The sequence below is a fragment of the Pseudonocardia sp. genome (assembly GCF_035305885.1).
Classification (GTDB): Bacteria; Actinomycetota; Actinomycetes; order Mycobacteriales; family Pseudonocardiaceae; genus Pseudonocardia.
In genome coordinates this window covers 129997-154786 of the sequence record NZ_DATGOP010000110.1, presented here as the reverse complement: position 1 = coordinate 154786, position 24790 = coordinate 129997, and the positions used below count along the sequence as shown (strand labels likewise).

Genomic DNA, 24790 nt, shown 5'->3' with positions numbered 1-24790 from the left:
GGCCGGCTGCGCGGGCGGCAGAATCCGGGGCGGAACCGACGACCGAGCCGGGGAGCGGGGGCCGCCGGGATGGCTGACCGGACGGGTGCGGTGCGGCGCTACCTCCGCTCGCGGAAGAACGTCGCCGGGCTGGCGGGTGCGCTCGCGGGCGCCGGGCTGCACCTCGCCGGGCTGGTCGACCAGGCGTGGCCGCTCGTCGCGGCCGGGCTCTACGCGGTGGCCGCGCTGGTCACGCCGTCCGCCCGGGCCGAGCCGCCCGCCGCCGAGCCGAGCCTGGTCGACGCCCTGCGCACCGAGGTCGAGGCGCAGCTCACCCGCGTCGAGCTGCAGCGCGACGAGCTGCCGGCAGGCGCGGAGGCCGCCGTGCGCCGGATCGCGCGGACCCTGCGACTGCTGCTCGACCGGCTCGACCGGGTGCCCGACCTGGAGGTCGACCGGCGGGCGGCGCCCGAGCGGCTCGCCGAGGTCGCCGAGGTCGTCCGCGCCGACCTCGCGGAGTGCCTCGACGCCTGGTTCGCGTGGGCGCCCGCGGCACCCCCGGAGAGCGCGGCGCGGGAGCTCTCGGTCCAGCTCGACCTGATCACCGCCCGGGTCGAGCGGCTGGAGGCGTCGGTCCCGGACGCGCACGCGCGGCGGGCCGAGGACCTCACCGAGGAGATGCGCCGCAGGCACGACCAGGCGTGACGGCCCTCGTCACCGGTCGGCCGCGGCGGCCCGGCGCCGGTTGGCGAGGAACCGCGCCTTCTTCTGGCGGTTCCCGCAGGTGTTCATGTCGCACCACCTGCGGGTGCGGCTCTGGCTGGTGTCGAAGAAGACGGCCCGGCAGGTCGGCGACGCGCACAGGGCCAGCCGCCCGTCCCGCTCACCCGAGATGATCTCGATCGCGTCGGCGGCGATCACGCCCAGCGCGTCCTCCACGCGGGAGGGCGAGCTGAGCCGCCAGCGCCGGGCGCCGTCGGGGGTCAGGACGGCCGCGGCCCGGCCGTCCACGCTGCAGTCGTTGATGAGCTCGACGGCCGGCGCGGGCAGCGGCTCGCCGGTCGCGGCGGCCGTCCCGGCGGCGTGGATCGCCTCCCTCAGCTCCCGGGCGCGGTCGAGCTGGGCGGGCGTGCAGGAGTCGACGTCGAGGCCGTACTCGGCGAGCCAGTCGACGAGCCGATGCGGCGTCGGGATCCGCTCCACGGCGGTGCCGTACCGCTCCGACAGGGTCCCCGTGAAGCTCGTCGCCAGCACGGTGCCGAGCCGGAACTCGGGGAACCTCTCGCTCATGGAACCACCTTAGCCGGTTGCCTTTGCCCGCGATGGCGTGTAGAACCGGCTTAGCCGGTTCACATCGACGGTGGGTCGGCTCCGCGACGGCCAGGAGGTGCCATGTCCCGTCCAGCCCGCGACGTGCAGGCGTTCGCCGCCCGCGCCACCGATGCCGAACTCGACGACCTGCGCGCCCGGCTGGCGGCGGCCCGGCTCCCGGAGCCCGAGACGGTCGAGCGCGCCGGCCGCGACCGGTGGGACCAAGGTGTCCCGCTCGCCGACCTCGTCGAGGTCGTCGACCACTGGCGCACCGGCTACGACTGGCGGTGGTTCGAGGACCGGCTCGCCGCGATCGGCCAGTTCCGCACGACGATCGACGGCCTGGGGATCCACTTCCTGCACCGGCGCTCGCCGCGCCCGGACGCGGTTCCGCTGGTCGTGACCCACGGTTGGCCGGGCAGCGTCGCCGAGTTCGTCGACGTGGTGGACGAACTGGCGGAGCCGCGCGATCCCGCCGCGCCCGCGTTCCACGTCGTCGTCCCCTCGCTGCCGGGCTTCGGCTACAGCGACAAGCCGGCCACCACGGGCTGGGGGACGGAGAAGATCGCGGCGGCGTGGGTGGAGCTGATGGGGCGGCTCGGCTACCCGAGGTTCCTCGCGCACGGCGGCGACTGGGGCGGCAACATCACCACGGTCCTCGGCGGCCGGTTCGGCTCGCACGTCATCGGCATCCACTCGACGTTCGCCCAGGGGCCGCCCGGGTTGTCCACCGACGGGTTGACCGAGGACGAGCGCCGGTGGGCGGAGGAGACCCGCCACTTCTGGGGCCACCGCGCCGCGTACGCCAAGCAGCAGGCGACCCGGCCGCAGACCATCGGCTACTCGCTCGTCGACTCCCCGGTCGGGCTGCTCGCGTGGCTGCTCGACAAGTTCGCGGACTGGTCCGACACCGACGACAGCCCGTTCGAGCGGATCCCGCGGGACCGGGTGCTCGACGACGTCACCCTGTACTGGCTGACCCGCACCGGCGCGTCGGCCGCCCGCATCTACTTCGAGAGCCACGACTCGCTCGACCCCGACCTGCGCGTCGACGTCCCGTCCGCGATCACCACGTACCCGCGCGACGTCGAGAAGTGCCCGCGGCCGTGGGCGCAGGAGCGGTACCGGCGGATCGTCCGGTGGCGCACGGCCGACGCGGGCGGGCACTTCCCGTCGCTGGAGGTCCCCGACTCGTTCGTCGCCGACCTGCGGGAGGGCCTGGGGGCGGTGCTGGCCGCGGCGTAGGCGCGGTCAGAGGGCCCCGGCGTGGACGACCCGCTCCCCGCCGAGGACGGTGGCGGTCTTCTCCCGCTCCAGCCCGATCTTGACCGCGACCCGCTGCGAGGGTGCGTTGGCGGGGTCGATGATCGCGATCAGGCGGCGGACACCGAGGACGTCGCGGGCGAAGTCGCGGCAGGCGGCGGCCGCCTCGGTGGCGTAGCCGTTGCCCTGCAGGTCGGCGCGGATGTGGTAGCCCACCTCGATCTCGTCCACGCCGTCCACCCGCTGCGGGGTGAGCCCGCAGTCGCCCGCGAACTCGCCGGACTCGCGGACGACGACCGCCCACAGCCCGAACCCGCGCTCGTGGTAGAGCCGCTGGTTCCAGGCGATCCACGCCCGCGCCTCGTCCCGGGTCCTGGCGGCGGGGTAGTAGCGCATCACGTCCGGGTCGCCCAGCAGCGCGGCCATGTCGTCGAGGTCGGCGCCGGTCATCTCGCGCAGCACCAACCGGGGCGTGGTCAACGCGCTACGTGATCCGCCCTCTGCGGTGCCCATTCCACGAGATCCTGGACCCCGCCGGCCGTTCGCGTCGAACCGACACGCGACCGCGCCGGCGCTGGTACGGCTGCGGCCCTCGGTCGTCGTGTGTGCCAAGCACGATCGACGTCGACGTCACGGTGGGTCGCCCACCGGTAACGGCTCCGTCTTGATCTCCGAGCTGTGGTCGGTCCCCCAGGCGGACGGTACCTGCCTCGGAGCGTCACGTTCTGAAGAGGCGCATCGACGGGCAACGAGTGGGCCGAGGAACGACGCGGCCGGTGCGTCGTCGACGTCGTCCGGGCAGCCGCTTCCGCCTCCCGGTTGGTATCCGGATCCGAGCGGGCCGGGTCTGCGGTGGTGGGACGGGTCGATCTGGACACCGCAGACCACGGCGGTCCGGTGAAAGCCGCCGGGCCGGCGAACGTCCTGCGTCGCCACCCGTCTGCGTGCCCCCGGCTGGATTCGAACCAGCGACACCCGCTTTAGGAGAGCGGTGCTCTATCCCCTGAGCTACGAGGGCTTGCGGACCGATACTAGCCGTGACCGGCCGCGCAGCCCGGGCCGGGCGCCGGCGGCGCACGAGTGTGAGGATCGGCGAGTCGGAGGGAGGACACGTGGACGTCGAGAGCCTCGCCGAGGTCGCCCCGCGGGAGCGGTTCACCCGGATCTGCGCGCTCACCGGGGCGGGGATCAGCGTGGCGGCCGGACTCGGGACGTTCCGCGGCCCGGACGGGCGCTGGACGCTCGCGCCGGAGGTCGAGCGCGCCATGCACGCGCACCTGCTGCCCGGCAACGTCGACGCGCTCTGGGAGGTCTGGGGCGGCATGTGGAAGACGGCGGCGGCCGCGGGCCCGACGCCGGCCCACCGGGCGCTCGCGACCGTCGGGGCGTCGGTGATCACGCAGAACGTCGACGGGCTGCACCAGGCCGCGGGGTCGGTCGACGTGGTGGAGCTGCACGGCTCGGCGGGCCTCGCCCGCTGCCTCGACGACGCGTTCTGCGGCTGGATCGGGCCCGCCGACGAGGCCCGGGCCGGCGACCCGCCGGGGTGCGCGCAATGCACCGAGCCCGCGCGGCCGGCCGTGGTCCTGTTCGGGGAGATGCTCGACACCGGGGCGCTCGGTGCGGCGCGGCGGCTGGTCTCGGCCTGCGACCTGTTCCTCGCGATCGGCACGTCCGGCCGGGTGGCGCCCGCGTCGTGGCTCGCGCCGATGGCCCGCGCGGCGGGTGCGTTCTGCGTGAACATCGACCTGCACCCGGACGGGCCGGTCGACCCCGCCTTCCACGCCCGCGTCGTGGGCGACGCGCAGAACGTGCTGACCGAGTGGGCGGCGTAGCGGGACCCCGTTCGCGGTCCGGGTGGCGCCGGGATGTCGGGGGTGGCGCATAGCGTCTGCTGCCCGAGGCACCCGAGTCCTGGAGGACGGTCTGCGGATGATCTGTCGGATCTGGCACGGCTGGACCACCCCCGAGAACGCCGACGCCTACGAGTCGGTCGTCAGGGGCGAGGTGATCCCCGGCATCGAGGCGATGCGGATCCCGGGGTTCCGGCACATCGACCTGTTGCGCCGCGCGCACGACGACGAGGTGGAGTTCGTGACCATGATGTGGTTCGACGACCTCGAGTCGATCAAGGCGTTCACCGGCGAGGACTACGCGGTCAGCCACGTCCCTGCTCCGGCGAGGGCGGTGCTGTCCCGGTTCGACGAGCGCGCCGCCCACCACGAGGTGGTCGACCGCCGCCCCCAGCCGTCCTGACCGCCTCCTGCCAGCCCCGCACAAGGCGGCACCCGGGAACGGCCTCACGCCGGCCCAGCCCGTCGTCCGGCGGCGCAGGCCCACTCGTGGTGCGGGCCCTCGTGCAGCGCGGCGTAGACGCGGTCGCGCACCTCGTTGGCCTCGGCGTCGGTGAGGGTCCGGTCCAGCGGGCGCAGGACCAGCCGCAGCAGCACGTTCTCCTGGCCGGGCTCGGTGCCCAGCCGCGCGCGGGCGGGCGCGGGGAGCCGCTCGTGGGGCGTGCGGGTCTCCACGGAGAGGCTCTCCAACACGTCGGCGTCGGGCCCCAGCGCGCTGCGGGCGCGGTCGCCGAGGAGCTCGTCGTCGACGGCGGCCGCGACGACGATCGACAGGTCGCGCCGGACGGGCGGCAGCGTCGAGACCGGTCGCCACGGCGCGAGGTCGCGCATCTGCTCGGCGATCCTCGGGTCGGTCGCCCGCAGCAGGCGGATGTCGGGCACCCCCTTGCGCAGCATCACGGCGCGGTCGAGCCCCATGCCCAGCGCGAGCCCGCGCCGGCGGGCCGGGTCCAGCCCGGCCGCTTCCAGCACGTGCGGCGCGGCGAGCCCGCACTCGGCGAGCTCGACCCAGTCGTCGCCGACGCGGACGTCCACCTGGCGGCCCTGCTCGGTGTAGGGGTGCTGCGCGGGCACGGCGCGCCACCGCGCCCCGGGCAGCACCGCGTCGACGAGCACGCGGACCATCTCGTCCAGGTCGACCTCGCCCTCGCTGATGCGCCAGAGGTCGACCTGGTGCGGCTCGCCGACGTGCAGGCGGTCGATGACGTCGCGGCGGTACACCAGGCCGGGCAGCACGAGCAGCAGGTCGGCGGGCGGGTCGGGCTCCTTCGCGAGCGCGCGCAGCGCGGGCGGGACCCCGGCCGTCGTGTGGCTGCGCAGCACCACGGTGTCGGAGAGGTAGCGCGAGTAGCGGGCGTCGCGGGTGATCGCGGACGGCGGGTAGCCGAGGCGGTCGTAGTTGTCCTCGACGCTGACGCACGGCGACGCGCGCAGCACCCGCACGGCGCAGCCCCAGCGGGCGGCGAGCGCCTCGACGACGGCCTCGAGCAGTAGCCCGACGGCGTGCGTCCCCTGCGCCGGGTCGGACAGGTCCCGCAGCGCCAGCGCGGCGGTGACGCGGTCGGGGGAGAGGGTGGTGGCGGACACGGCGATTCCTCACGGGAGGCGACGACGGGTGGGCTCATCCCCGGCCGCCCGGCCGCGCGGGATCAGGCGCAAGCGACGCCCGCGCGGCCGCACCGCGGCCGGGGGCGCGGAAATCGCCGCACGCTCGCCATGCGGGAACGGTAGCGCGGGGCGGGGCGAGGGCGCCGCCGAATTACCTGGTCACCCCGGTGGGGAACGTTGGCAGCGCCACAGGGGCCTCTCAGGCGCGTCTCAGATCGCGCGTCCACACTGGCCGCATGCGCATTCTCGTCGTGGACGACGACCGGTCCGTCCGGGAGTCGCTGCGCCGCTCCCTCGCCTTCAACGGCTACGAGGTCGAGCTCGCCGGCGACGGCCAGGCGGCCCTGGACGCCGTGCTCGAGCGGCGCCCGGACGCGATGGTCCTCGACGTGATGATGCCGCGGGTGGACGGGCTCGAGGTGTGCCGCCGGATGCGCGCCGCGGGCGACGAGCTGCCGATCCTCGTGCTCACCGCGCGGGACGCCGTCTCCGACCGCGTCGCCGGGCTCGATGCGGGCGCCGATGACTACCTGCCCAAGCCGTTCGCCCTCGAGGAGCTGCTCGCCCGGCTGCGGGCCCTGCTGCGCAGGCGGACGACGGACGACGGCTCGGGGGCGGGCGGCCAGAGCAGGCCGCTGCAGTTCGCCGACCTCACGCTGGACCCCGAGACGCGCGAGGTCCGCCGCGGGGACCGCCGGATCAGCCTCACCCGCACCGAGTTCACGCTGCTGGAGCTGCTCCTGGCCAACCCGCGGCGCGTGCTCAGCCGCACCCAGATCCTGGAGCAGGTCTGGGGCTACGACTTCCCGACCACCGGCAACGCGCTGGAGGTCTACATCGGCTACCTGCGGCGCAAGACCGAGGCAGGCGGGGAGCCGCGACTGATCCACACCGTGCGCGGCGTCGGGTACGTCCTGCGCGACACACCGCCGTGACCTGGCCCGCCGCCCCGCAGCCGCAGGGGAGGCCGTCCCGGCTGGTGGCGTTCGACCAGCTCTCCCTGCGCACCCGCGTCGGCGTGCTCGCGGCGCTCGTCGCGGCGCTGGCGGTGGTCCTGGTGTCGGCGGCCGCGTTCGTCACCGTCCGCGTCAACATCATGCAGACGCTCGACGCCAACCTCCTGCAGCGCGCCACCTCCGCCGCCCAGAGCGAGCTGGGCGAACCGGAGGTGCTCGCCACCATCCCGACCGAGGTCCTCGGCGCGGGCGACATCCGCCTGGCGCTGCTGCTCGCGAACGGGCCGGCGATCTCGGCGGAGGGGGCCGCGTCCGCCCCGCCGCTGGGCGAGGACGAGCTGGAGGTCGCGCGGGGCCGGGAGAGCTCCTCGACCCGCACGGCCACCGAGGGCGGCGTGCCGTACCGGGTGGTGGCCGTCCAGGCCGGGCCGGGGCAGGCGCTCGTGATCGCCCAGCGGCTCGACGCCACCCAGCAGGTGCTCACGAAGCTCGGCGTGGCGATGCCGGTGGTCGGCGGGCTCGGCGTGGTGGTCGCCGCGATCGCGGGCGTGGCCGTCGCCCGCGCCGGGCTGCGCCCCGTCGACCGCCTCACCGCTGCGACCGAACGCGTGACGGCCACCGGTGACCTGCGCCCGATCCCCGTGGAGGGGTCCGACGAGCTCGCGCGGCTGACCGCGAGCTTCAACGAGATGCTCGGTGCGCTCGCGGCCTCGCAGGAACAGCAGCGGCGCCTCGTCGCGGACGCGGGCCACGAGCTGCGCACCCCGCTGACCTCGATGCGCACGAACCTCGAGCTGCTCGCCGCCGCCAGCAAACCGGGGGCGCGGGACCTGCCGGAGTCCGAGCGCGCCGAGATCCTCGAGGACGTCCAGGCCCAGGTCGCCGAGCTGTCGACGCTCGTGGGCGACCTCGTCGAGCTGGCCCGCGAGGACGCCCCGATGGTCGTGCACGAGCCGGTCGAGCTCACCGATGTGGTGATGCGGGCGCTGGAGCGGGCCCGCAGGCGCGCGGGCGACGTCGAGTTCGACCCGATCCTCGTCCCGTGGACGCTCACCGGCGACGCGACGGCGCTCGAACGCGCCGTGCTCAACCTGCTCGACAACGCGGCGAAGTGGAGCCCGCCCGGCGGTCGGGTGCGCGTGCAGATGCGGCCGCTGGACGACTGGTGGGTGGTGCTCGAGGTCGCCGACGCCGGGCCGGGCATCGCCGACGAGGACCTGCCGTTCGTGTTCGAGCGCTTCTACCGCGCGGCGAGCTCGCGCACGATGCCCGGTTCCGGCCTCGGGCTCGCGATCGTCCGGCAGGTGGCGGTGCGCCACGGCGGTGCGGTGTGGGCGGGCCGGGCGCCCGAGGGCGGGGCGCTGCTCGCGATGCGGCTCCCGGGGCGCAGACTGTCGGCCTGACCCGGAAGATCGGAACTTCCCGCCCGGTCGTCGCTAGGCTGGGTGCGCACGTCCCCTGACGCGAATTCGGTGATGGCATGGCGAACCACCCCTCCCACCACGACGAGCCCGCGGGAGGGCCGGACGAGGGGGTGCCGCGCAACCCCGGTGACCAGTCGGACCAGCGGCCCGGGTGGGCCATCGCCGACGGCACGCAGGACCGGGACGGCGCCTCGACCACCGCGGAGATGCCCCCGCCCAACGGGTGGCAGGGGCGGGCCGGCGGCCTGCCGGAGCACGGGGCGTACCCCACCGCGCCCACCTGGGGCGGCGGCTGGCCGAGCTACGGCGTCCAGCCGGGACAGGCCGCGAACGGGGGCTGGTACGGCGCCCAGCAGGCGGACCCGCAGGCCTACGCCAACCCGTACCACCAGCCCCACGTCCCGGCGTACGGTGCGCCGTCCGGGCCCTACCCCCAGGCGGCGCCCGCGGCGACGGCGCCCCGGCGGGGCCCGTTCATCGCGCTCGCGCTGGCCGCGGTCGTGCTGGCGGGGGTGATCGGCGGGGTCGTCGGCAACTCACTCGCGGGCGGCGGCCGCACCGGGTCGAGCGGGGTGCTCGACCTCCCGCTGCCGTCGGTCGACCAGGCCAGCGCGCCCACCACCCCCGTGGAGGCCGTCGCGGCCCGCGTCCTGCCGAGTGTCGTGCAGCTGCGGGTCGAGGGGCCCGCCGCGTCCGGGGAGGGCTCGGCGATGGTCCTGAGCCCGGACGGGCTGCTGCTCACCAACAACCACGTCGTGGAGGAGGCCGCTCAGGGCGGCACCGTCACCGCCGTGTTCCACGACGGGTCCAGCGCCCCGGCCCAGATCGTCGGCCGGGACCCGAGCTCCGACCTCGCGGTGCTCCGGGCGCAGAACGTGTCCGGGCTCGTGCCGGTCGAGCTCGGCAACTCCGAGTCGGTGCGGGTGGGCCAGCAGGTGGTCGCCTTCGGCGCCCCGCTCGGGCTCGGCGGCACGGTCACCACCGGCATCATCAGCGCGGTGGACCGGGCCGTGAACGTCGGCGCGGAGTCCGGGGCCAACACCCCGACCGTGCTCAACGCCCTGCAGACCGACGCCGCGATCAACCCGGGCAACTCCGGCGGGCCGCTCGTCGACATGGACGGCCGCGTCATCGGCATCAACTCCGCCATCGCCACCACCGGCGCCCAGGGCGGGTCGATCGGCGTCGGCTTCTCGATCCCCATCAACCAGGCCCGGCGCGTCGCCGAGGAGCTCGAGCGCACCGGGCGCGCCTCCCGCGCCGTGCTCGGTGTGACGGTCACCGACGACCCGCAGCGGGCGGGCGCGATCATCAAGGGCGTCACCCCGGGCGGCGCCGCCGAGCAGGCGGGCATCCGCGAGGGCGACATCGTGCTCCGCTTCGGCGACCAGCGGATCACCACGGGCACCGATCTGCAGGCCGCCGTGGGGTCCCGGGCGCCCGGCGAGGTGGTCGAGGTCCAGCTCGCCGACCGCACGGTGACGGCCACCCTCACCGCCGCGCCGAACTAGACCGCTCGCGGGGCTCGCGCCGGGCGGGGGCTTCGCACCACCGGTGGATCGTCGTGGCCAGCGGTTGACGCGATCGTGACCTTCTGGTCTCGTTTCGTTGTCCCGGCGTTGGTGCCCCACGCCGGGGCGCCCGTCGCGTCGGCGCCGGTTCCCCCTCCCAGCGCCGGCGCGACCCGGCGTTCGCCGGACCGGGTGAGCGTGGACCCGGGGTGACACCGCTAAGTTGAGCGCCATGGAGATGGCGCCACCCCAGATCGGTCGAGCCCTCGTGGTGGTCGTGGACGACCGGGTCAGTCACGGGGAACGCGAGGACTCCATCGGTCCGCTGGTCACCGAGCTGCTCGAGGAGGCGCGCCTCGTCGTCGACGGCGTCGTCGTCGTGCCGGGCGACCCGGTGGCGATCCGCAACGCGCTCAACACCGCCGTGATCGGCGGGGTCGACCTCGTCGTCACGGTCGGCGGCACCGGGGTGTCCCCGCGCGACGTCACGGCCGATGCGACCGCGGGCGTGCTCGACCGTCCGATCCCCGGCATCGCCGAGGCCATCCGCGCCTCCGGCCTCGCCGCGGGGGCCGTGGACGCCGGGCTGTCGCGCGGGCTCGTCGGCGTCTCGGGCAGCACCCTCGTGGTCAACCTCGCCCCGTCCCGCGCCGCCGTGCGCGACGGCATGGCCACGCTGACCCCGCTCGTCTCGCACGTGATCTCGGAGCTGTCCGGGATCGACTGAGGCGGGTCAGTTCGAGGCGTTCCGCGGCTCGTCCGGCTCGACGACCACCGTGGGGGAGTCGGTCTGGCGCGGCCGGTCCAGCGACTCCCCGACCTTCGCCGTGACCTCCTCGATCTTGTCGTGGAACCGGCCACCGGTGACGTGGTCGACCTTGGTCGCGGCGACGTCGGCCGCCTTCACGGCGAGATCGGCCGCACGGTCGAGGTAGCCGGGCGCCTTCTCGCGCGCCACCTCCGACAGCTCACCCGCCTTCTGCAGCGCGACGTCGGCGAGCTCCTTGGCCCTGTCCGTGAGTCCCATACCGCCAATGGTGGCACCGGTGCACGATGGTGGGGTGGACCAGCTGCCCGATGCGGTGCGCCGCCGCCTCGACGAGGTGTTCGGCGAGGTGCTGCCCGACACGACCTCCGACGAGCGCGACGACCGGCCCGATCGGCGCGGGAGCGACGCCGAGCTCATGGAGAACCGACCGCCGCACCACGACCGGGGCTGACCGGGGTCAGGGCCGGCGCGTCCCCGTCTGCTGGGCGCCCGACTGCTGGGCGCGCAGCAGGTCGCGGATCTCGGTGAGCAGCTCGATGTCGGTGGGCTCGCTCGGGCCCGCCTCCTCGCCGCGCTTGCGCCGCTCCTTGAGGTGGTTGAGCGGTAGCACGATCAGGAAGTAGACGACGGCGGCCACGATCAGGAAGTTGATCACCGCCGAGATCACCGACGCGACGTCGATGTAGGTGCTGTCCTTCCCGGGCACGATCTGGATGCCGAACCCGGGGCTCTCCGGCGGGGTCACCGCGTTGATCAGCGGCTGGAGGATGCGCTCGGTGAACGACGTGACGATGCTGCCGAACGCCGCCCCGATGACGACCGCGACGGCCAGGTCGACGACGTTGCCGCGCAGGATGAAGTCCTTGAAACCCTTGAACACGCTAGCGGAGCGTAACGGCGACCTGTTCGGTGAGTGACGCAGCGGCCACCCGGGCGGCGATCGCCGACGGCAGCGCGACCAGCACCAACCGGCCCGACGACGGCGCTTCGGGCGGGAGCACCGCGAGCACGGACGCCGCCGCGGCGAGGACGACGGGCTCGCCGGTCTCCCCGCCGACCGTCACGACGTCGACCCGGCTGCCCGGCTGGAGCAGCGCCGCGGCGCCGGGGTCGGCCAGCCGGACGGGGACGGCGGCGGCACCGGGCGGAACGCCCGCCGTGGCCCCCGCCAGCCGGGTGTCGGTGATCGGCTCGCCCGCCCGCGCCGCCCCGACCAGCACGCGCCCCTCCGCGGCGCCCGGATCGGGCAGCGACCCGGCGGGCACCAGCTCGGCGGGCCAGCGGCGCACCGCGAGGTCGGCCGGGCGCAGGGTGGCTCCAGCCGCGACGTCCACCGCGGCCACGACCACCGGCACGCCGTTCGCGTCGCCGCCGGGCGCGAGCGCGAGCACCAGTGCGAGCGCTGCGAGCGCTCCGGCCGCGGTCCGCCGCAGCAGCACGATCCGGCGCCAGCCCTGGCCGATGACGAGCGCCCCGAGCCGCGACAGCGGCCGGGGTGCGAGCCGGGGGTCGGTCATGCGACCGACGCTAGGTCGGTGGCGACGTCACCGGGGCGGCGTTGCCGAACCTGTGGATGGATCGAGTGCGATGTGGATGGATCAGGACGCGGCGGCCGCGGTGGAGGAGCTGGACGAGGAGCTCGAGGAGCTCGAGGAGCTCGAGGAGCTGTCCTTCGAGCCGTTGCTGGACGAGCTCGAGTCGGACGAGCCGGAGTCGCTCTTGCCGTTGTCGCCCTTGGCCGGAACCCCGCCACCACCGGAGCGGCTGTCGGTGCGGTAGAAGCCGCTGCCCTTGAACACGATCCCGACCGAGGAGAAGACCTTGCGCAGGTTGCCGGAGCAAGCCGGGCACTCGGTCAGGGCGGAGTCGGTGAAGGACTGCACGGCCTCGAAGCGGTGGTCGCAGGCGGTGCAGGCGTACTGGTAGGTCGGCACGTGTCCCTCCGGAGGCACACGCGATCGAGCTTTGGCACTCGAACGCTTTGAGTGCCAAGAATAACCGGTCACCCCTCCCGGATGTTCCCCAGCGTGACGAGGCCCGCTCCCGGGAGCAGGGCGCCCGTCACGGGTCGGTCGTGCGGCTCGGCGGGCAGCCGGTCCAGCAGTTCCTCGTCGTTCAGCACCACGACGACCGGGGTGCCCGGCCTCACGAGCGGCAGGGTGCGGTCGTAGTAGCCGCCGCCGCGGCCGAGCCGCGCGCCGGCGCGGTCCACGGCGAGCCCCGGCACCAGCACGAGCCGGGCGCGGGAGACGGCGTCCGGGCCGAGGCGCGGCCCGGTGGGCTCGCGCAGCCCGAGCGGGCCGGCGGCGAGCGAGTCGGGTCCGGTGTAGGCGGCCCAGTCGAGCGGACCCTGTTCCGGCGGCACCACCGGCAGCAGCACCTGGTGCCCGGCGCGGTGCAGGGCTGCCACGAGCTCGGGCGACCCCGGCTCCGACCCCACCGGCAGGTACGCGCACACCGGGCCGCCCGTCGTGGCGGCGAGATCCACGGCCGCGGCGGCGAGCGCCGCGGCGCGGGCCGCCCGCTCCTCGGCCGGAATGGCCTTCCGAGCAGCCACGAGAGCGGTACGCAAGCGTGTCTTCTCGGCGAGAACGGCGCGTCCCGTCACGCATCGACCCTACTTGCGCCGTTAGGCTCGCGAGCCATGAGCGAAGCCGCGCCCGGAAAGAGCCCGTTCCGCTCCGCCGTGGTTCCGGCCGCCGGTCTGGGCACGCGTTTCCTGCCGACCACCAAGGCCGTGCCGAAGGAGCTGCTCCCGGTCGTCGACACACCGGGGATCGAGCTCGTGGCGGCCGAGGCCGCGGACGCCGGGGCCGAGCAGCTGCTGATCGTCAGCTCGCCCGGCAAGGACGCGGTGGCCGCGTACTTCGCCGACTCCTCCGAGCTGGAGAAGGAGCTCGCCGCGCGGGGCAAGCAGGACCTCGTCGCCAAGGTGCGCCGCGCCCACGAGCTGATCGACGTGCGCACCGTCACCCAGGACGAGCCGCGCGGGCTCGGCCACGCGGTGGGGTGCGCGCGCGACGCGATCGGCCCCGACGAGCAGGCGTTCGCGGTGCTGCTCCCCGACGACCTCGTGCTGCCCACCGGCGTCCTGAACCGGATGGCCGAGGTGCGCGACCGCCACGGCGGCAGCGTGCTCTGCGCGTTCGACGTGCCGCGCGAGGAGATCTCGGCCTACGGCGTCTTCGAGGTCGAGGACACCGACGACGAGGACGTCAAACGGGTGCACGGCATGGTCGAGAAACCGGCACCCGACGAGGCGCCCTCGACGTTCGCCGCCGCCGGGCGCTACCTGCTCGACCGGGCCGTGTTCGACGCGCTCGACCGCATCGAGCCGGGTGCGGGCGGCGAGCTGCAGCTCACCGACGCCATCGCGCTGATGATCCGCGAGGGGCACCCGGTCCACGTGGTCGTGCACCGCGGTGGCCGCCACGACCTCGGCAACCCGGCCGGCTACATCCGCGCCGTCGTCGACTTCGCGCTCGACGACCCGGAGATCGGCCCCGACCTGCGTGCCTGGCTGGCCGCCCGACTGAACGGTTGAGGACGCCGTGCGCACGGTCGACGAGCAGCTCGAGCGGATCCTGTCCGCGGCGGTCCGCCCCGCGCCGGTGCGGGTCGCGATCTCGGATGCGCACGGACTGCGCTGCGCCGAGGAGGTCGTCTCCGCGCGCCCGCTGCCCGGGTTCGACCAGGCGGCCATCGACGGCTACGCCGTGCGCAGCGTCGACGTCGTGGGGGCGACTCCCGCCGAGCCGGTGACCCTCCCGGTCGTCGGTGAGATCCCGGCCGGTTCCCGCCAGCCGCTCCGGCTGCAGCCGGGCCAGGCGGTGCGCGTGGCGGCGGGGGCGCCGCTGCCCACGCTCGCCGACGCCGTCATCCCCATCGCGAACACCGACGGCGGCACCGCCCGCCTCGAGGTGCACGAGAGCGTGCCGTCCGCTGCGTTCGTGCGGCGGATCGGCGAGGACGTGCAGCCGGGCGACGTCGCCGTGCGCCGCGACACCGTCATCGGCGCCGCCCAGGTGGCCATGCTCGCCGCAGCGGGGCGGGACAAGGTGCTCGTGCACCCGAAGCCCCGCGTGTCGGTGATCTCGGTCGGCGACGAGCTCGTCGAGCTCGCCCGCACCCCGGGCGCGGGCCAGATCACCGACGTCTGCTCGCACGCCCTCACCGCGGCCGCCCGGGAGGCGGGCGCCGAGACGTCGCGGGCCGGGCTCGTCCGCGGCGACGCCCGCGAGGTGTGCGCGGCGCTGCAGGACCGGCTCCCGTTCAGCGACGTGATCGTGGTCTGCGGCGCCGTCGGCGGCAGCGCGGGCGCCGAGATCCAGTCCGCGCTCGCCGGCCTCGGCGACATCGACGCCACCCGCGTCGCCATGCACCCCGGTTCCACCCAGGCGTTCGGCCGGCTCGGACCCGACGCGGTGCCGACGTTCCTCTTCCCGTCCTACCCGGCCACCGCGCTGCTGCTGTTCGAGGTGATGGTCCGCCCGCTCGTGCGCCTCGCCCTCGGGCGCACCGACCCGTACCGGCGGACGGTCACCGCCCGGCTCACCTCGCCCGTGACGTCGGTCAAGGGCAGGCGCGGCTACGTGCGCGGACGGCTGCTGCGCGAGCAGGCCACCGGCGATTACCTCGTGCAGCCGCTCGGCACCTCCGGCACGCACCTGCTGTCGTCCATCGGCGAGGCCAACGGGCTGATCATCCTCCCCGAGGACCTCACCGAGGCCACCGTGGACGAACCGGTCACCGTGGCGTTCCTGCCCAGCCCCCAGTAGGGGACACCGTGGCGCACGCGTACCCGGGCCGGTACTCCGCCCGCCACCCCGGGTGGCCCGCCCGGCTCGGCCCGCTGCGCGTGCGCGCGGGTGTCGTCGCGCTGCGGCCGGTCCGGCTCCGCGACGGCGCGGCGTGGTCGGCGATCCGGATCCGCGATGAGCGGTACCTCGCCCCGTGGGAACCGACCATGCCCGGCAGTTGGGTCGAACGGAACTCCCCCGGCGAGTGGCCCGGCCGCTGGCTGCAGCTGCGCGCGGCCGGCAGGCGCGGGACGGCGCTGCCGTTCGCCGTGACCCTCGACGACCGCTTCGTCGGCCACGTCATGGTCGGCAACGTCGTGCGCGAACCGCTGCTGTCGGCCTACGTCGGCTACTGGGTCGACTCCACCGTCTCCGGCCGGGGCATCACCACCGCCGCCGTCGCCCTCGTCGTCGACCACTGCTTCACCCGAGTCGGGCTGCACCGCGTCGAGGCGACGGTCCGCCCGGAGAACACCGCGAGCCTGCGCGTGCTCGAGAAGCTCGGGTTCCGCGAGGAGGGCCTCTTCCGCCGCTACCTCGACGTCGACGGCGACTGGCGCGACCACGCCTGCTATGCGCTCACCGCCGACGAGGTCCGCCCCGGCGGCCTCACCGGACGCCTCATCGCGGCCGGCCGGGCCGAACGCGTCCACACCACGCCGACGTCGGGGTGAACCTCCACCCGACGGCGCGTCGTTCCCCGGCTCACCCGGTGGTGCTCACTACCGTTGGCCGCGGGAGCGATCTTGGCCGGGGAAACCGGGTCGCTCCTCACTGCGCCGCGGGGGAGGGGTAGGAGGCAGCCGTGCCGAGCTCGATGATCTTCGCGAGCCTGGTCGTGCTCTGGCTGCTGATCCTCGTCCCCGCCGTCGCACGACGCCGGCAGGAAGTGGCACGACCGAGCGTCGCAGCCCTGTCCGGGCGGGTGCTCGACCGGCCGCGCCGGACACCGGGGCAGGCCACGGGCCGCGAGCGGGAGGTGTACGGGATGGACGACGAGACGGGCCGGGCCCCAGAGCACGTCGACGACGACCGCGCCGAGGACGTGAGCCCCCGCACGGTCCCGGACCACGACGACCGCGGATGGGAGCCCCCGCGGCCGCGCTACCGCCCCGGCCGCGGCGGGTTCGACCCCGAAGCCGCCGCGCTCGCCGCGCGCAGGCGCTACGCCTTCCGCCAGCGGGTCGTGCTCACCATGCTCATCCTGGCGCTCGTCACCGGCGTCGTCGCCGCCTTCGCCATCCCCGGGGTGTGGTGGGCGCACGGCGCCGTCGACCTCGCCCTCGTCGCCTACCTCGCCTACCTGCGCCGCCAGGTCCGCCTCGAGGAGGCCATCCGGCAACGCCGGGCCGCGCGCATGGCGGGCACCCGCCGCCCGTCCGCCGCCGACGACCCCGAACTCGACGAGTGGGCCCGCCGCGGCCGCGAACTCACCCGCCGCGACAACCGCTACCGAGCCGACGACCGCGGCGACGAGTACGACGACGACCGGTACCACGACCGGTACGACGACGACCGTTACGACGACGACTACGAGGACGACCGGTACGAGCAGGACCGCCCCGACCACGACGACGAGGCGGACGCCGACGACGAGCCCGGACGCGCCCGCGATCGCGACGAGCCGGAGGACGAGCCCGAACCCGAGCCCGCCCTCCCGCGCCTGCGCCCCGCCCCGCCGCCCGCCCTCCCCGCCGGGACCTCGCTCGTCGAGGCCGACGAAGAGGACCCCGACCTCTACGATCTCGACGGCCCGGCCCAACCGGGATACCGGCGTGCAGCCGGCGAATGAGACCCTGCTAAGGTCGTTCCCGTCCGGCACACCGGACAACGGGGCTGTGGCGCAGTTGGTAGCGCGACTCGTTCGCATCGAGTAGGTCAGGGGTTCGATTCCCCTCAGCTCCACTCTCGGGGGCGGCTGCTCGCCCGCCTGCGGCTGGCTCGCCGGCTCGCGTGTCGCGTTCTTTCTGGGGGCCGAGCCCCCAGACCCCAGCCGGGGGCAGCGCCACCGGACCCCGTCTCCTGTGGTCCGGTGGCGAGTTCAACGATCGGTTTCCGGGTCGGCCTGTTGGTCTCCGTCTCGACTCTGCTGGCTTCCGGCGGGTTCAGGGCTGGCTGGGCCGGGTGGCTTTCGGGGGCGGGTGCTCGCCCGGCTGTGGCGGGGCTCGCCGGCTGGCGTGTCGCGTTTCCTCTGGGGCCGGGCCCCCAGACTCCAGGCGGGGGCGGCGCCCCCGGGCCCCTGTCTTCTGTGGTCCGGTGGTGAGTTCGACGGTCGGTTTCGGGGTCGGCTCGTTGGTCATCGCCTCGGGTCTGCTGGCTTCGGGCGGGTCGAGGGCTGCCTGCTCGGCTGGCTGGGGCGGATGGCTTTCGGAGGTGGGTGCTCGCCCGGCTGTGGCGGGGCTCGTCGGCTCGCGTGTCGCGTTTCCTCTGGGGCCGGGCCCCCAGGCTCCAGCCGGGGGCGGCGCCCCCGGACCCCCGTCTCCTGTGGTTCGGTGGCGATTCCAGCGGTCCTTTGCCGGGGTGGCTCGTGGGGTGCCGCCCTGCGTCTGCCGCCGCTCCACGAGAGGCTCTGCGCCGGGGGTTCCCGGGCCGCCCGCGATGTCCTGTCGGAGGGTCGCCCGGCACCAGCGCGGCGCGACCAGCGGGCCCACCGAACGCGTGCTCGCCGTGCGTGCCTCCTCGGTCTCCGTGCACGGGGCCACCCTTGCCCTCGAGCTGGGCACGGCCCTCTCGGGTTCCGCGGAACTCGACGACACAGCCGCCTGCTGGTGGCGCCGCGCGCCATACCGGGCGGGCCCCTCGCCTGCCCGCGAACACCTGCCCGTAGGGGCCGCAGCCGGGTGCAGCATCCCCCGGGGCGGGCGGCAGTCCGATCACGCGGAAGCCGAGGCGCACCAGCGGGCTCCGTTGCACGCCTTCCGGCACCCGTGGCACAGCGCCGCCGGTGGGCACCGCGCTGCCGAGGTGTGCACGATCGCCGGGTTCCGCGGAACTCGATGGCCCAACCGCCTGCTGGTGGCGCCGCCCACGCGGCGGGCCGCGGCCCGCCGCGAGGGGCGGCCCCCGCACGATGCGCTGAGCTGGCGGCAAGCCGCCCAGACCGGGTCTGCGGCGGGCGGCTCCGCAAGGCAGGATGCGTCCGTGCGCAGACTCCGCGGTGCCGTCGTCCTCGCCGCCTGCGCCGTGCTCGCCGTCGGGTTCGCCGCGCTCGCCGTCGCCGACCCGTTCCACCTGCGCCACATCCGCTGGTTCACCGCCACCGCCGTGCTGCTCGCCGTCATCCTCGGCACCGCCGCGTTCGCGGTGCTCGTGCGCGGGGCGCTGCGGCTCGTCGTGCTCGGCATCGGCGGGATCGCCGTGCTCGGCTGGGTGGCGATCGTGGTGCTCGCCGCGCAGGTGAGCGTCGAGAACCACACCATCACCGAGGTCGCCGACGGCGGGCGGCGGCTCGTCGTCGTCGCGGCGGCGCCGACACCCGCGCGCCCCGTGTACGCCGTCGTCGTCCGCTCCGGCACCGGCCTGTTCGAACAGGAGGCCGTCGTCTACCAGGGCGTCGAGGCCGGGCCCGCGCCGTCGGACGTCCGCTTCGTCGACGCCGACACCGTCGAGGTGCGCACCGGCCCGTGCGTCTACCGCTCCGAGGTCGAGGCGGTCACCCTCGAGGTCGATCCCGTCTACCGCACCCTGCGCCCCGACACCTGCTAGGACAGCGGGAACTCCGCCTCCGCGATGCTCGTCGGCGGCACCATGCCGGCGTCACCCGGCTGCAGCACCACCATCACGAACCGCACCGGACCGTCGCCGATGCCCGAGTAGCGGTGCGGGGCGTGCGCCTCGAAGATCACCGTGTCGCCGGCGTCGAGCTCGTGCTCGCTCGCCCCCACCCGCAGGCCGAGCCGGCCCGAGAGGACCCCCAGCACCTCCTGGGTGCCCATCGGGTGGGCCTCTCCGTCGAAGCCGTCCCCCGGCTGCAGCGTCCAGTCCCACAGCTCCACCACGTCCGGCGGGTCGGTGCCGATCCGGAACACCGCCGTGCTGCCCGCTGCGCTGCTCCACAGCGTCGCGGCCTCGTGCGCGCGGCGGACGGTCACGTGCGGCTCGGACGCGTCCTCGACCAACGAGGCCACACCCACCCGCAGCGCCGCCGCCAGCGCCGTCAGCGTGGCGATGCTCGGGTTGCCGCGCGCCGTCTCGATCTGGATCACGGTGCCGCGGCTCACCCCCGCCGCGGAGGCCAGCGCGTCGATCGTCATCCGCCGCTGCTGGCGCAGCGCGCGCACGTTCCGGCCCACCGCCTGGGCGACGTCCTCAGGGGACTGCATGAGGACATTCTGTCGGACCCCGGCGGATATTTGGTTGTACTTCCCGCTCGGCGTCGGCTAGCGTCAAGTTCGCTGTTCTTTGCAGTTCGGTCTGTTGAACCCTGGAGACGAGGTCCGATGTCCCTGCCGTTCGCCCTGCCGTCGGCCGTCACGTACGGAATCGCCGACTTCGCGGGTGGGCTGGCGGCGCGACGAGCCCCTGTGCTCGTCGTCACGGTCGTCGCGCAGGCTGCGGGGTTGCTGAGCCTGCTGCTGGTGATCGGGCTCGTCCCGGGGCGGCCGTCGGCCGCCGCCTTCGGCATGGGGGTGCTCGCCGGGCTCGCCGGGGCGTCGGGGCTGCTGGTGTACCTGGGGGCGCTCGCCGTCGGGCCGATGGGCGTCGTCGCGCCGCTGTCGGCGGTGGTCGGGGCCGGGCTCCCGCTGCTCGTCGGTTTGCTGGGCGGCGAGCGCCTCGGGCCGGTGGGGATGCTCGCCGTCGCCGTCGCGCTGGCGGCGATCCTGTTGGCCACGGCGGGCACCCGGGCCGACCGGGCGGCCGGCACGGGCGTGCTGCTGGGCCTGGTCGCGGGCGTGGGCTTCGGCGCGTTCTTCGTCGGGGTGGACGCCGCGCCGGACGACTCGGGGCTGTGGCCCCTGCTCGCCGGCCGCGTCGCGTCGGTCGCGGTGCTCGTCGCGCTCGTCCTGCGGCACCACCTGCCGCTGCCCGTCCGAGCCCGTGCCGTGACCGCCGTCGGTGCCGGCACGCCCGCCACCGCCCGCCGGGGGGCGCGCGGCCCGCTGCTGCTGATGGTGGTGAGCGGGGTGTTCGACACGGCCGCGAACGTGCTGTTCCTCGTGGCCACGCGCCTGGGCGACCTCGGGATCAGCGCCGTCGTCGTCTCGCTCTACCCGGTGGTCGTCGTGCTGCTGGCGCGCGTGGTGCTCGGGGAGCGGCTCACCCGCACCCAGCTGCTCAGCGCGGGCCTGGCGCTCACGGCCAGCGCGCTGCTCTCGACGGCGTGAGGGTCACTGCCGCCAGGACGGCAGCCACAGCTGCGCGTCCCACATCTCGGGGGTGATGGGCAGGCCCACGAGGATCGGCCACAGCCACGCGAAGTTGGCGACGACGAGGCCGGTCCAGAGCCCGACGACCAGCAGCCCGGTCTGGCGCCGCTCGCGGCCGGCGTCGGCCGGGCCGAGCACCACGCCCATGGCCAGCACGGTGGCGAGCACGAGGAACGGCGCCAGCGGCGCCATGTAGAAGTAGTACATCTGGCGGGCCATGTTGGCGAACCACGGCAGGATGCCCGCGGCGTACGCGAGCAGCACCGCCCCGAAGCGCCAGTCGCCGCGGCTCAGCAGCCGCCACAGGGCGAACGCGAGCACGGGGATCGCGGGCCACCACAGCGCCGGGGTGCCGATCAGCATCACCGCGCTGATGCAGTCCGTCCGGCCGCAGCCGGTGACCTGGTCGCCCGACGCGTAGTAGTAGAGCATCGGGCGCAGCCCCATCGGCCACGTCCAGGGCTTGGACTCCCACGGGTGCACCCCGCTCGCCTCGGTGGTGAGGCCCGTGTGGAACTCCAGCACCTGGCCGCTGTAGTACCAGAGCGAACGCAGGGCGTCCGGCAGGAACGAGAACGCGCCACCGGTGCCCACCTCGATCCCGACGGCGTACCGGTCGGTGCCGGTCTCGCTGCGGAACCAGCCCCACCACGCCGACAGGTACGCGAGCACCGGAACGACGCCGAGGGCCCACACCGCGGGGCCGAGGTCGCGACGCACGGTGCCCGCCCACGGTCGCCGCACGCCGGCCGCGCGCCGCGCGCCGAGGTCGAACAGCAGCACCAGCAGCGCGAAGCCGGCCACCCAGTACGCGCCCGACCACTTGACGGCGCACCCCCACCCGAGCAGGGCGCCCGCGAGCAGCCGCCACCACCGCACCCCGTACCGGGGGCCGAACGGGGTGTCGTCCACGCGCCCCTCGGTGACGACGACGGCCATCCGGGCGCGCACGTCGTCGCGGTCGCACAGCACGGCGGCGAACGCGGCGAGCACGAAGAACGCCGAGAAGCCGTCGAGCATCCCCATCCGCGACTGCACGTGCGAGAGGCCGTCGCAGATCAGCAGGATGCCCGCGAGCCCGCCGAGCAGCGTGGAGCCGGTGAGCCTGCGGGCGACGCGGATGACGAGCAGCACCGTGAGCGTGCCCGCGAGCGCGGACGCCGCGCGCCAGCCGAAGCCGTCGTAGCCGAAGAGCAGCTCGCCGAGTGCGATCAGCTGCTTGCCGAGCGGCGGGTGCACGACGAGCTCGTAGCCCGGATTGTCCTCCACCCCGCCGTTGCGCAGCATCTGCCACGCCTGCGGCACGTAGTGCTTCTCGTCGAAGACCGGGGTGCCGCCGTCGGTCGGGTGGCCGAGGCCGGTGAACCGCACCACGGCCGCGACCAGCGTGAGCGTGAGCGTGACGAGCCACCCGCGCAGCCGGTCGGTGGGGGGCGGTGGGCCGAGCACGGCGGTGGGGTCGAGCGGGCGCGGGGGGAGCTCGGGGTAGGTCCCCACCGGTTGGACGCCCACCACGGGTGGTTTCCCGGTTGCCGCGCGGCTGCGCAAGCCCTCGAGCCCCCGGGTGACCATCGGCCCGATCGTAGGCTGTGGCCGTGTCCTCTGGTCCAGGTCCCGGCCGCCTCGTGCTCGCGGCGACCCCGCTCGGCGACGCCCGCGACGCCTCCTCCCGGTTGCGCGAGGCGATGGCCACGGCCGACGTCGTGGCCGCCGAGGACACGCGCAGGTTGCGCTCGCTCGCCGCGGCACTCGGGGTGGCGGTCACCGGCCGGGTGATCAGCCACTACGACGCGGTCGAGGCGGCGCGGCTGCCCCGGCTGCTCGACGAAGTGCGTGCGGGGCGGACCGTCCTCGTCGTGACCGACGCCGGCATGCCCGTCGTCTCCGACCCCGGCTACCGGCTGGTGGCCGCGGCGGCGGCCGAGGGGCTCCCGGTGACGTGCCTGCCCGGCCCGTCCGCGGTGACCACCGCGCTCGTGCTGTCCGGCATCCCGGCGGAGCGGTTCTGCTTCGAGGGCTTCGCGCCGCGCCGCGACGGGGACCGCCGCCGCTGGCTCGGGACGCTCGCCGCCGAGCCGCGGGCGGTGGTGTTCTTCGAGTCGCCGCACCGGCTCGCCGACACCCTCGCCGCCGCCGTCGAGGTGCTCGGCGCCGACCGCGCGGCCGCGGTGTGCCGCGAGCTGACCAAGGCGCACGAGGAGGTGGTCCGCGGGCCGCTCGGCGACCTCGCCCGCTGGGCCGCCGACGGCCCGGTGCGCGGGGAGATCACCGTGGTGCTGGCCGGGGCGGCGCCGCGCGAGGCCCCCACCGTCGAGTCGCTGGTGGACGTGGTGCAGGAGCGGGTGGCCGACGGGGAGCGGCTCAAGGACGCCGTCGCGGCCGTGGCCGAGGCGGCGGGGGTCAAGAAGCGGGAGCTCTACGCGGCCACGGTCGCCGCCCGCCGCTGATCCACCCCGGCGAGTCGCGCTCTCGGCGTCGGCGAGTCGCGCTCTGGGTGCGCGCGAGTCGGGGTGTCCGTGTCGGCGAGTCGCGCTCTGGGTGCGCGCGAGTCGGGGTCTCGGTGTCGGCGAGCCGGCTCCGCCTGCGCGGCCCGTGGCGCGCAGCACCCGAACCGCGATTCGCGGACACCCAGAGCGCGACTCGCCTGCGCCCTGGGCGCGACTCGCGGACGCTCAGGGCGCGACTCGCGGACATCCGATCGCCCGGCAGGCGGCTCCCTCAGCCGCTGTGACTGATCTTCAGCCCGTAGATCACGACCTGGCCCACGTCGTCCGGGTCGGCGCCTTTGTCGGGGTTGGAGTTCACGTACGCGCCCGCCTTGAAGTAGCTCTTGGACGCAGAGACGGGCAGGTCGGCGGCGAGCTTGCCGTTGTACCAGACCTTCACCTTGCCGCCCGACGCCTGGATCTTCACGCGGAACCGCTTGCCCAGTTCGTAGGCGGGGTCGAGCACGACGTCCTTGTCGCCGTCGGCGTACTTCACCGTGAGCTTGCGGCCCGACAGGTGGATCTGCATGACGTCGTCGTCGCCGCCGTGGATCTGGCCCGCGATGACGTCCGGCTTGGTGCGCGGCGTCCTGGTGATGGCCTGGTCCAGCTCCATGGTGTGGGTGCCGGACTTCCCGTCCCACTCCGCCTTCTTGCCGTTGATCATCTCCCGCAGCTCGGAGCGCGGGTACTTGCTGTTGACCGTGGTTGCCCCGCCGGCGTTCGCGGTGAACACGACGCCGTCCTTCGACTCGTTGAGCCGGAACCACTTGCTGCTGTAGGTGGCCAGGTCCTCGGTCTCGACGGTGTCGGGGCTGCCCTCCTTCCCGGTGGGCAGCGTGAGGTACCACTTGCTGGCGTCGATGATCTCGGCCGGGAACCGGACGGCGCGGGCGACGGCGGCGCCGAGCCCTTCTCGTTCGCCCTTCTCGCCCTCGCCCTCGTCCTCGGCGGGGGCTTCCGAGGTGGGCGGAGGGGCCTCGGTCGTGGGCTCCGGCTCCCGCGGCGGCTCGGGGAGCGGCAGCTCAGCGGTGGGGAGCACCGAGAGGTCGCGGGAGGCCAGGTTGACGTCCTCCTCGGCGGGCGGGCCGAGCGCCCCCGCGAACGACAGCACGCTGCCGAGGACCGCGATCACCGCCGCGATGACGACGGCGACCAGGGTCGTGTGGTGCGCCGGGTTGTGCGCGCCACGCGCGTGGTCGCCCTGCTCCGTCTCCTGGTCGTACGGAGCGGGCGGCGCGTGGCGCGTCCGTGGGGAGCGGTGCCGGGCCACGTACCTGCCTTCCGGATCGACGCCGGTCCGGACGTCCGGCTCGGGGGTGCCGGCGGGGGTGGGGAGGCCCCGTGTCCGATTTGTGACCGGTGCGGTCGCCCGGAAAGCTAGTGGCGGGACCGTCTCGGGTTGCCTGTTGCCCGCTGAGAGTGACGATCTCTGCGATGAACGGTCGGTGTGTTACACCGTTCG

General features: G+C 74.9%; 28 protein-coding genes and 2 tRNA genes. 18 read left to right on the top strand and 12 right to left on the bottom strand.

Annotated elements, in window-relative coordinates; all coding sequences use genetic code 11:
- The first annotated feature begins 69 nt into the window (after nucleotides 1-69).
- Entirely contained in the window at nucleotides 70-684 is a 615-nt protein-coding gene (locus VKZ81_RS23370; RefSeq protein WP_324243791.1) for a hypothetical protein, read from the top strand.
- Between the two features lie 9 nt (nucleotides 685-693).
- Here VKZ81_RS23370 and VKZ81_RS23365 read toward each other — a convergent pair whose 3' ends face one another.
- Nucleotides 694-1269: a CGNR zinc finger domain-containing protein gene (locus VKZ81_RS23365; RefSeq protein ID WP_324243790.1), complete on the bottom strand. Its 576-nt coding sequence runs from the start codon at nucleotides 1267-1269 to the stop codon at nucleotides 694-696.
- A gap of 102 nt (nucleotides 1270-1371) precedes the next feature.
- On the opposite strand from VKZ81_RS23365, the gene VKZ81_RS23360 reads away from it, so the two are divergent.
- Nucleotides 1372-2535, top strand: coding sequence for an epoxide hydrolase family protein (locus VKZ81_RS23360; protein WP_324243789.1), 1164 nt, complete (start codon nucleotides 1372-1374; stop codon nucleotides 2533-2535).
- Between the two features lie 6 nt (nucleotides 2536-2541).
- On the opposite strand, the gene VKZ81_RS23355 is transcribed toward VKZ81_RS23360, so the two are convergent.
- Nucleotides 2542-3033 carry a GNAT family N-acetyltransferase gene (locus tag VKZ81_RS23355; protein ID WP_324243788.1) on the bottom strand — a complete coding sequence of 164 codons (492 nt, stop codon included), beginning with the start codon at nucleotides 3031-3033 and terminating at the stop codon, nucleotides 2542-2544.
- On the opposite strand from VKZ81_RS23355, the gene VKZ81_RS35210 reads away from it, so the two are divergent.
- Nucleotides 2978-3454 (top strand): DUF2510 domain-containing protein, encoded by a 477-nt coding sequence (locus tag VKZ81_RS35210; protein WP_414709450.1) that lies wholly within the window; start codon nucleotides 2978-2980, stop codon nucleotides 3452-3454. The two genes, VKZ81_RS23355 and VKZ81_RS35210, sit on opposite strands and share 56 nt — an antisense overlap.
- Before the next feature lie 44 nt (nucleotides 3455-3498).
- On the opposite strand, the gene VKZ81_RS23350 is transcribed toward VKZ81_RS35210, so the two are convergent.
- Nucleotides 3499-3571, bottom strand: a tRNA-Arg gene (locus tag VKZ81_RS23350).
- 94 nt (nucleotides 3572-3665) lie between these two features.
- On the opposite strand from VKZ81_RS23350, the gene VKZ81_RS23345 reads away from it, so the two are divergent.
- Together VKZ81_RS23345 and VKZ81_RS23340 are read left to right on the top strand one after the other, a co-directional pair.
- Nucleotides 3666-4388 carry an SIR2 family NAD-dependent protein deacylase gene (locus tag VKZ81_RS23345; protein WP_324243787.1) on the top strand — a complete coding sequence of 241 codons (723 nt, stop codon included), beginning with the start codon at nucleotides 3666-3668 and terminating at the stop codon, nucleotides 4386-4388.
- Between the two features lie 97 nt (nucleotides 4389-4485).
- On the top strand, nucleotides 4486-4809 hold the full coding sequence (locus VKZ81_RS23340) for an antibiotic biosynthesis monooxygenase family protein (protein WP_324243786.1): 324 nt from the start codon (nucleotides 4486-4488) through the stop codon (nucleotides 4807-4809).
- A 44-nt stretch (nucleotides 4810-4853) separates the two neighbouring features.
- Here the strand turns inward: VKZ81_RS23340 and srmL are convergent, their stop codons facing one another.
- Complete coding sequence (gene srmL, locus VKZ81_RS23335) at nucleotides 4854-5993, bottom strand: PheS-related mystery ligase SrmL (protein ID WP_324243785.1); 1140 nt, start codon at nucleotides 5991-5993, stop codon at nucleotides 4854-4856.
- 257 nt (nucleotides 5994-6250) lie between these two features.
- On the opposite strand from srmL, the gene VKZ81_RS23330 reads away from it, so the two are divergent.
- The 4 genes from VKZ81_RS23330 (at nucleotide 6251) to VKZ81_RS23315 (ending at nucleotide 10632) form a co-directional block, all read left to right on the top strand.
- The gene (locus tag VKZ81_RS23330) at nucleotides 6251-6949 is read left to right on the top strand and encodes a response regulator transcription factor (protein ID WP_324243784.1); all 699 of its coding nucleotides are present in this window, start codon (nucleotides 6251-6253) and stop codon (nucleotides 6947-6949) included.
- Nucleotides 6946-8373: a sensor histidine kinase gene (locus tag VKZ81_RS23325; protein ID WP_324243783.1), complete on the top strand. Its 1428-nt coding sequence runs from the start codon at nucleotides 6946-6948 to the stop codon at nucleotides 8371-8373. The genes VKZ81_RS23330 and VKZ81_RS23325 overlap by 4 nt, the downstream gene beginning before the upstream one ends.
- 77 nt (nucleotides 8374-8450) lie before the next feature.
- Nucleotides 8451-9905, top strand: a complete 1455-nt coding sequence (locus VKZ81_RS23320; protein WP_324243782.1) for a S1C family serine protease — start codon at nucleotides 8451-8453, stop codon at nucleotides 9903-9905.
- Between the two features lie 238 nt (nucleotides 9906-10143).
- Nucleotides 10144-10632, top strand: a complete 489-nt coding sequence (locus VKZ81_RS23315; protein ID WP_414709453.1) for a MogA/MoaB family molybdenum cofactor biosynthesis protein — start codon at nucleotides 10144-10146, stop codon at nucleotides 10630-10632.
- A gap of 6 nt (nucleotides 10633-10638) precedes the next feature.
- On the opposite strand, the gene VKZ81_RS23310 is transcribed toward VKZ81_RS23315, so the two are convergent.
- The gene (locus VKZ81_RS23310) at nucleotides 10639-10932 is read right to left on the bottom strand and encodes a hypothetical protein (protein ID WP_324243780.1); all 294 of its coding nucleotides are present in this window, start codon (nucleotides 10930-10932) and stop codon (nucleotides 10639-10641) included.
- A 34-nt stretch (nucleotides 10933-10966) separates the two neighbouring features.
- Between VKZ81_RS23310 and VKZ81_RS23305 the strand changes: the two genes are divergently transcribed.
- Entirely contained in the window at nucleotides 10967-11125 is a 159-nt protein-coding gene (locus VKZ81_RS23305) for a hypothetical protein (RefSeq protein ID WP_324243779.1), read from the top strand.
- Nucleotides 11126-11131: 6 nt separating this feature from the next.
- Here VKZ81_RS23305 and mscL read toward each other — a convergent pair whose 3' ends face one another.
- From mscL to VKZ81_RS23285, 4 genes are all read right to left on the bottom strand, one after another.
- Nucleotides 11132-11554 (bottom strand): large-conductance mechanosensitive channel protein MscL, encoded by a 423-nt coding sequence (mscL, locus tag VKZ81_RS23300; protein ID WP_324243778.1) that lies wholly within the window; start codon nucleotides 11552-11554, stop codon nucleotides 11132-11134.
- A 1-nt stretch (nucleotide 11555) separates the two neighbouring features.
- A complete protein-coding gene (locus VKZ81_RS23295) occupies nucleotides 11556-12191 on the bottom strand; it encodes an SAF domain-containing protein (RefSeq protein ID WP_324243777.1) in 636 nt (211 codons plus the stop codon).
- Nucleotides 12192-12272: 81 nt separating this feature from the next.
- Nucleotides 12273-12608, bottom strand: a complete 336-nt coding sequence (locus tag VKZ81_RS23290) for an FmdB family zinc ribbon protein (protein ID WP_324243776.1) — start codon at nucleotides 12606-12608, stop codon at nucleotides 12273-12275.
- A gap of 68 nt (nucleotides 12609-12676) precedes the next feature.
- Nucleotides 12677-13282: a 5-formyltetrahydrofolate cyclo-ligase gene (locus VKZ81_RS23285; RefSeq protein WP_324243775.1), complete on the bottom strand. Its 606-nt coding sequence runs from the start codon at nucleotides 13280-13282 to the stop codon at nucleotides 12677-12679.
- Between the two features lie 36 nt (nucleotides 13283-13318).
- Here VKZ81_RS23285 and VKZ81_RS23280 point away from each other — a divergent pair, with 36 nt between their 5' ends.
- From VKZ81_RS23280 to VKZ81_RS23255, 6 genes are all read left to right on the top strand, one after another.
- Nucleotides 13319-14218, top strand: coding sequence for a UTP--glucose-1-phosphate uridylyltransferase (locus VKZ81_RS23280; RefSeq protein ID WP_324243774.1), 900 nt, complete (start codon nucleotides 13319-13321; stop codon nucleotides 14216-14218).
- A gap of 7 nt (nucleotides 14219-14225) precedes the next feature.
- Complete coding sequence (gene glp / locus VKZ81_RS23275) at nucleotides 14226-15452, top strand: molybdotransferase-like divisome protein Glp (RefSeq protein ID WP_324243773.1); 1227 nt, start codon at nucleotides 14226-14228, stop codon at nucleotides 15450-15452.
- A gap of 8 nt (nucleotides 15453-15460) precedes the next feature.
- A complete protein-coding gene (locus VKZ81_RS23270; protein WP_324243772.1) occupies nucleotides 15461-16147 on the top strand; it encodes a GNAT family N-acetyltransferase in 687 nt (228 codons plus the stop codon).
- Between the two features lie 131 nt (nucleotides 16148-16278).
- A complete protein-coding gene (locus VKZ81_RS23265; RefSeq protein WP_324243771.1) occupies nucleotides 16279-17265 on the top strand; it encodes a SepX/GlpR family protein in 987 nt (328 codons plus the stop codon).
- A gap of 40 nt (nucleotides 17266-17305) precedes the next feature.
- A tRNA-Ala gene (locus VKZ81_RS23260) sits at nucleotides 17306-17378 on the top strand.
- 1236 nt (nucleotides 17379-18614) lie between these two features.
- On the top strand, nucleotides 18615-19178 hold the full coding sequence (locus VKZ81_RS23255) for a hypothetical protein (RefSeq protein WP_324243770.1): 564 nt from the start codon (nucleotides 18615-18617) through the stop codon (nucleotides 19176-19178).
- Here VKZ81_RS23255 and VKZ81_RS23250 read toward each other — a convergent pair.
- Nucleotides 19175-19795: an XRE family transcriptional regulator gene (locus VKZ81_RS23250; protein ID WP_324243769.1), complete on the bottom strand. Its 621-nt coding sequence runs from the start codon at nucleotides 19793-19795 to the stop codon at nucleotides 19175-19177. The genes VKZ81_RS23255 and VKZ81_RS23250 overlap by 4 nt on opposite strands.
- A 117-nt stretch (nucleotides 19796-19912) precedes the next feature.
- Here VKZ81_RS23250 and VKZ81_RS23245 point away from each other — a divergent pair, with 117 nt between their 5' ends.
- Nucleotides 19913-20797 carry an EamA family transporter gene (locus VKZ81_RS23245; RefSeq protein ID WP_324243768.1) on the top strand — a complete coding sequence of 295 codons (885 nt, stop codon included), beginning with the start codon at nucleotides 19913-19915 and terminating at the stop codon, nucleotides 20795-20797.
- 3 nt (nucleotides 20798-20800) lie between these two features.
- On the opposite strand, the gene VKZ81_RS23240 is transcribed toward VKZ81_RS23245, so the two are convergent.
- The gene (locus VKZ81_RS23240; RefSeq protein ID WP_324243767.1) at nucleotides 20801-22411 is read right to left on the bottom strand and encodes a dolichyl-phosphate-mannose--protein mannosyltransferase; all 1611 of its coding nucleotides are present in this window, start codon (nucleotides 22409-22411) and stop codon (nucleotides 20801-20803) included.
- 23 nt (nucleotides 22412-22434) lie between these two features.
- On the opposite strand from VKZ81_RS23240, the gene rsmI reads away from it, so the two are divergent.
- Nucleotides 22435-23286, top strand: a complete 852-nt coding sequence (gene rsmI / locus VKZ81_RS23235) for a 16S rRNA (cytidine(1402)-2'-O)-methyltransferase (protein ID WP_324243766.1) — start codon at nucleotides 22435-22437, stop codon at nucleotides 23284-23286.
- Nucleotides 23287-23557: 271 nt separating this feature from the next.
- On the opposite strand, the gene VKZ81_RS23230 is transcribed toward rsmI, so the two are convergent.
- The gene (locus VKZ81_RS23230) at nucleotides 23558-24598 is read right to left on the bottom strand and encodes a polysaccharide lyase family 7 protein (protein WP_324243765.1); all 1041 of its coding nucleotides are present in this window, start codon (nucleotides 24596-24598) and stop codon (nucleotides 23558-23560) included.
- Between the last annotated feature and the right edge of the window lie 192 nt (nucleotides 24599-24790).

Coding starts and splice junctions, on each gene's coding strand:
- VKZ81_RS23330 (WP_324243784.1), top strand. CDS start 6,251: ATGCGCATTCTCGTCGTGGACGACGACCGGTCCGTCCGGGAGTCGCTG.
- VKZ81_RS23280 (WP_324243774.1), top strand. CDS start 13,319: ATGAGCGAAGCCGCGCCCGGAAAGAGCCCGTTCCGCTCCGCCGTGGTT.
- VKZ81_RS23250 (WP_324243769.1), bottom strand. CDS start 19,795: ATGCAGTCCCCTGAGGACGTCGCCCAGGCGGTGGGCCGGAACGTGCGC.
- VKZ81_RS23315 (WP_414709453.1), top strand. CDS start 10,144: ATGGCGCCACCCCAGATCGGTCGAGCCCTCGTGGTGGTCGTGGACGAC.
- VKZ81_RS23365 (WP_324243790.1), bottom strand. CDS start 1,269: ATGAGCGAGAGGTTCCCCGAGTTCCGGCTCGGCACCGTGCTGGCGACG.
- VKZ81_RS23340 (WP_324243786.1), top strand. CDS start 4,486: ATGATCTGTCGGATCTGGCACGGCTGGACCACCCCCGAGAACGCCGAC.
- VKZ81_RS23310 (WP_324243780.1), bottom strand. CDS start 10,932: ATGGGACTCACGGACAGGGCCAAGGAGCTCGCCGACGTCGCGCTGCAG.
- VKZ81_RS23240 (WP_324243767.1), bottom strand. CDS start 22,411: ATGGTCACCCGGGGGCTCGAGGGCTTGCGCAGCCGCGCGGCAACCGGG.
- VKZ81_RS23370 (WP_324243791.1), top strand. CDS start 70: ATGGCTGACCGGACGGGTGCGGTGCGGCGCTACCTCCGCTCGCGGAAG.
- VKZ81_RS23245 (WP_324243768.1), top strand. CDS start 19,913: ATGTCCCTGCCGTTCGCCCTGCCGTCGGCCGTCACGTACGGAATCGCC.
- VKZ81_RS23360 (WP_324243789.1), top strand. CDS start 1,372: ATGTCCCGTCCAGCCCGCGACGTGCAGGCGTTCGCCGCCCGCGCCACC.
- VKZ81_RS35210 (WP_414709450.1), top strand. CDS start 2,978: ATGTCGTCGAGGTCGGCGCCGGTCATCTCGCGCAGCACCAACCGGGGC.
- VKZ81_RS23295 (WP_324243777.1), bottom strand. CDS start 12,191: ATGACCGACCCCCGGCTCGCACCCCGGCCGCTGTCGCGGCTCGGGGCG.
- VKZ81_RS23320 (WP_324243782.1), top strand. CDS start 8,451: ATGGCGAACCACCCCTCCCACCACGACGAGCCCGCGGGAGGGCCGGAC.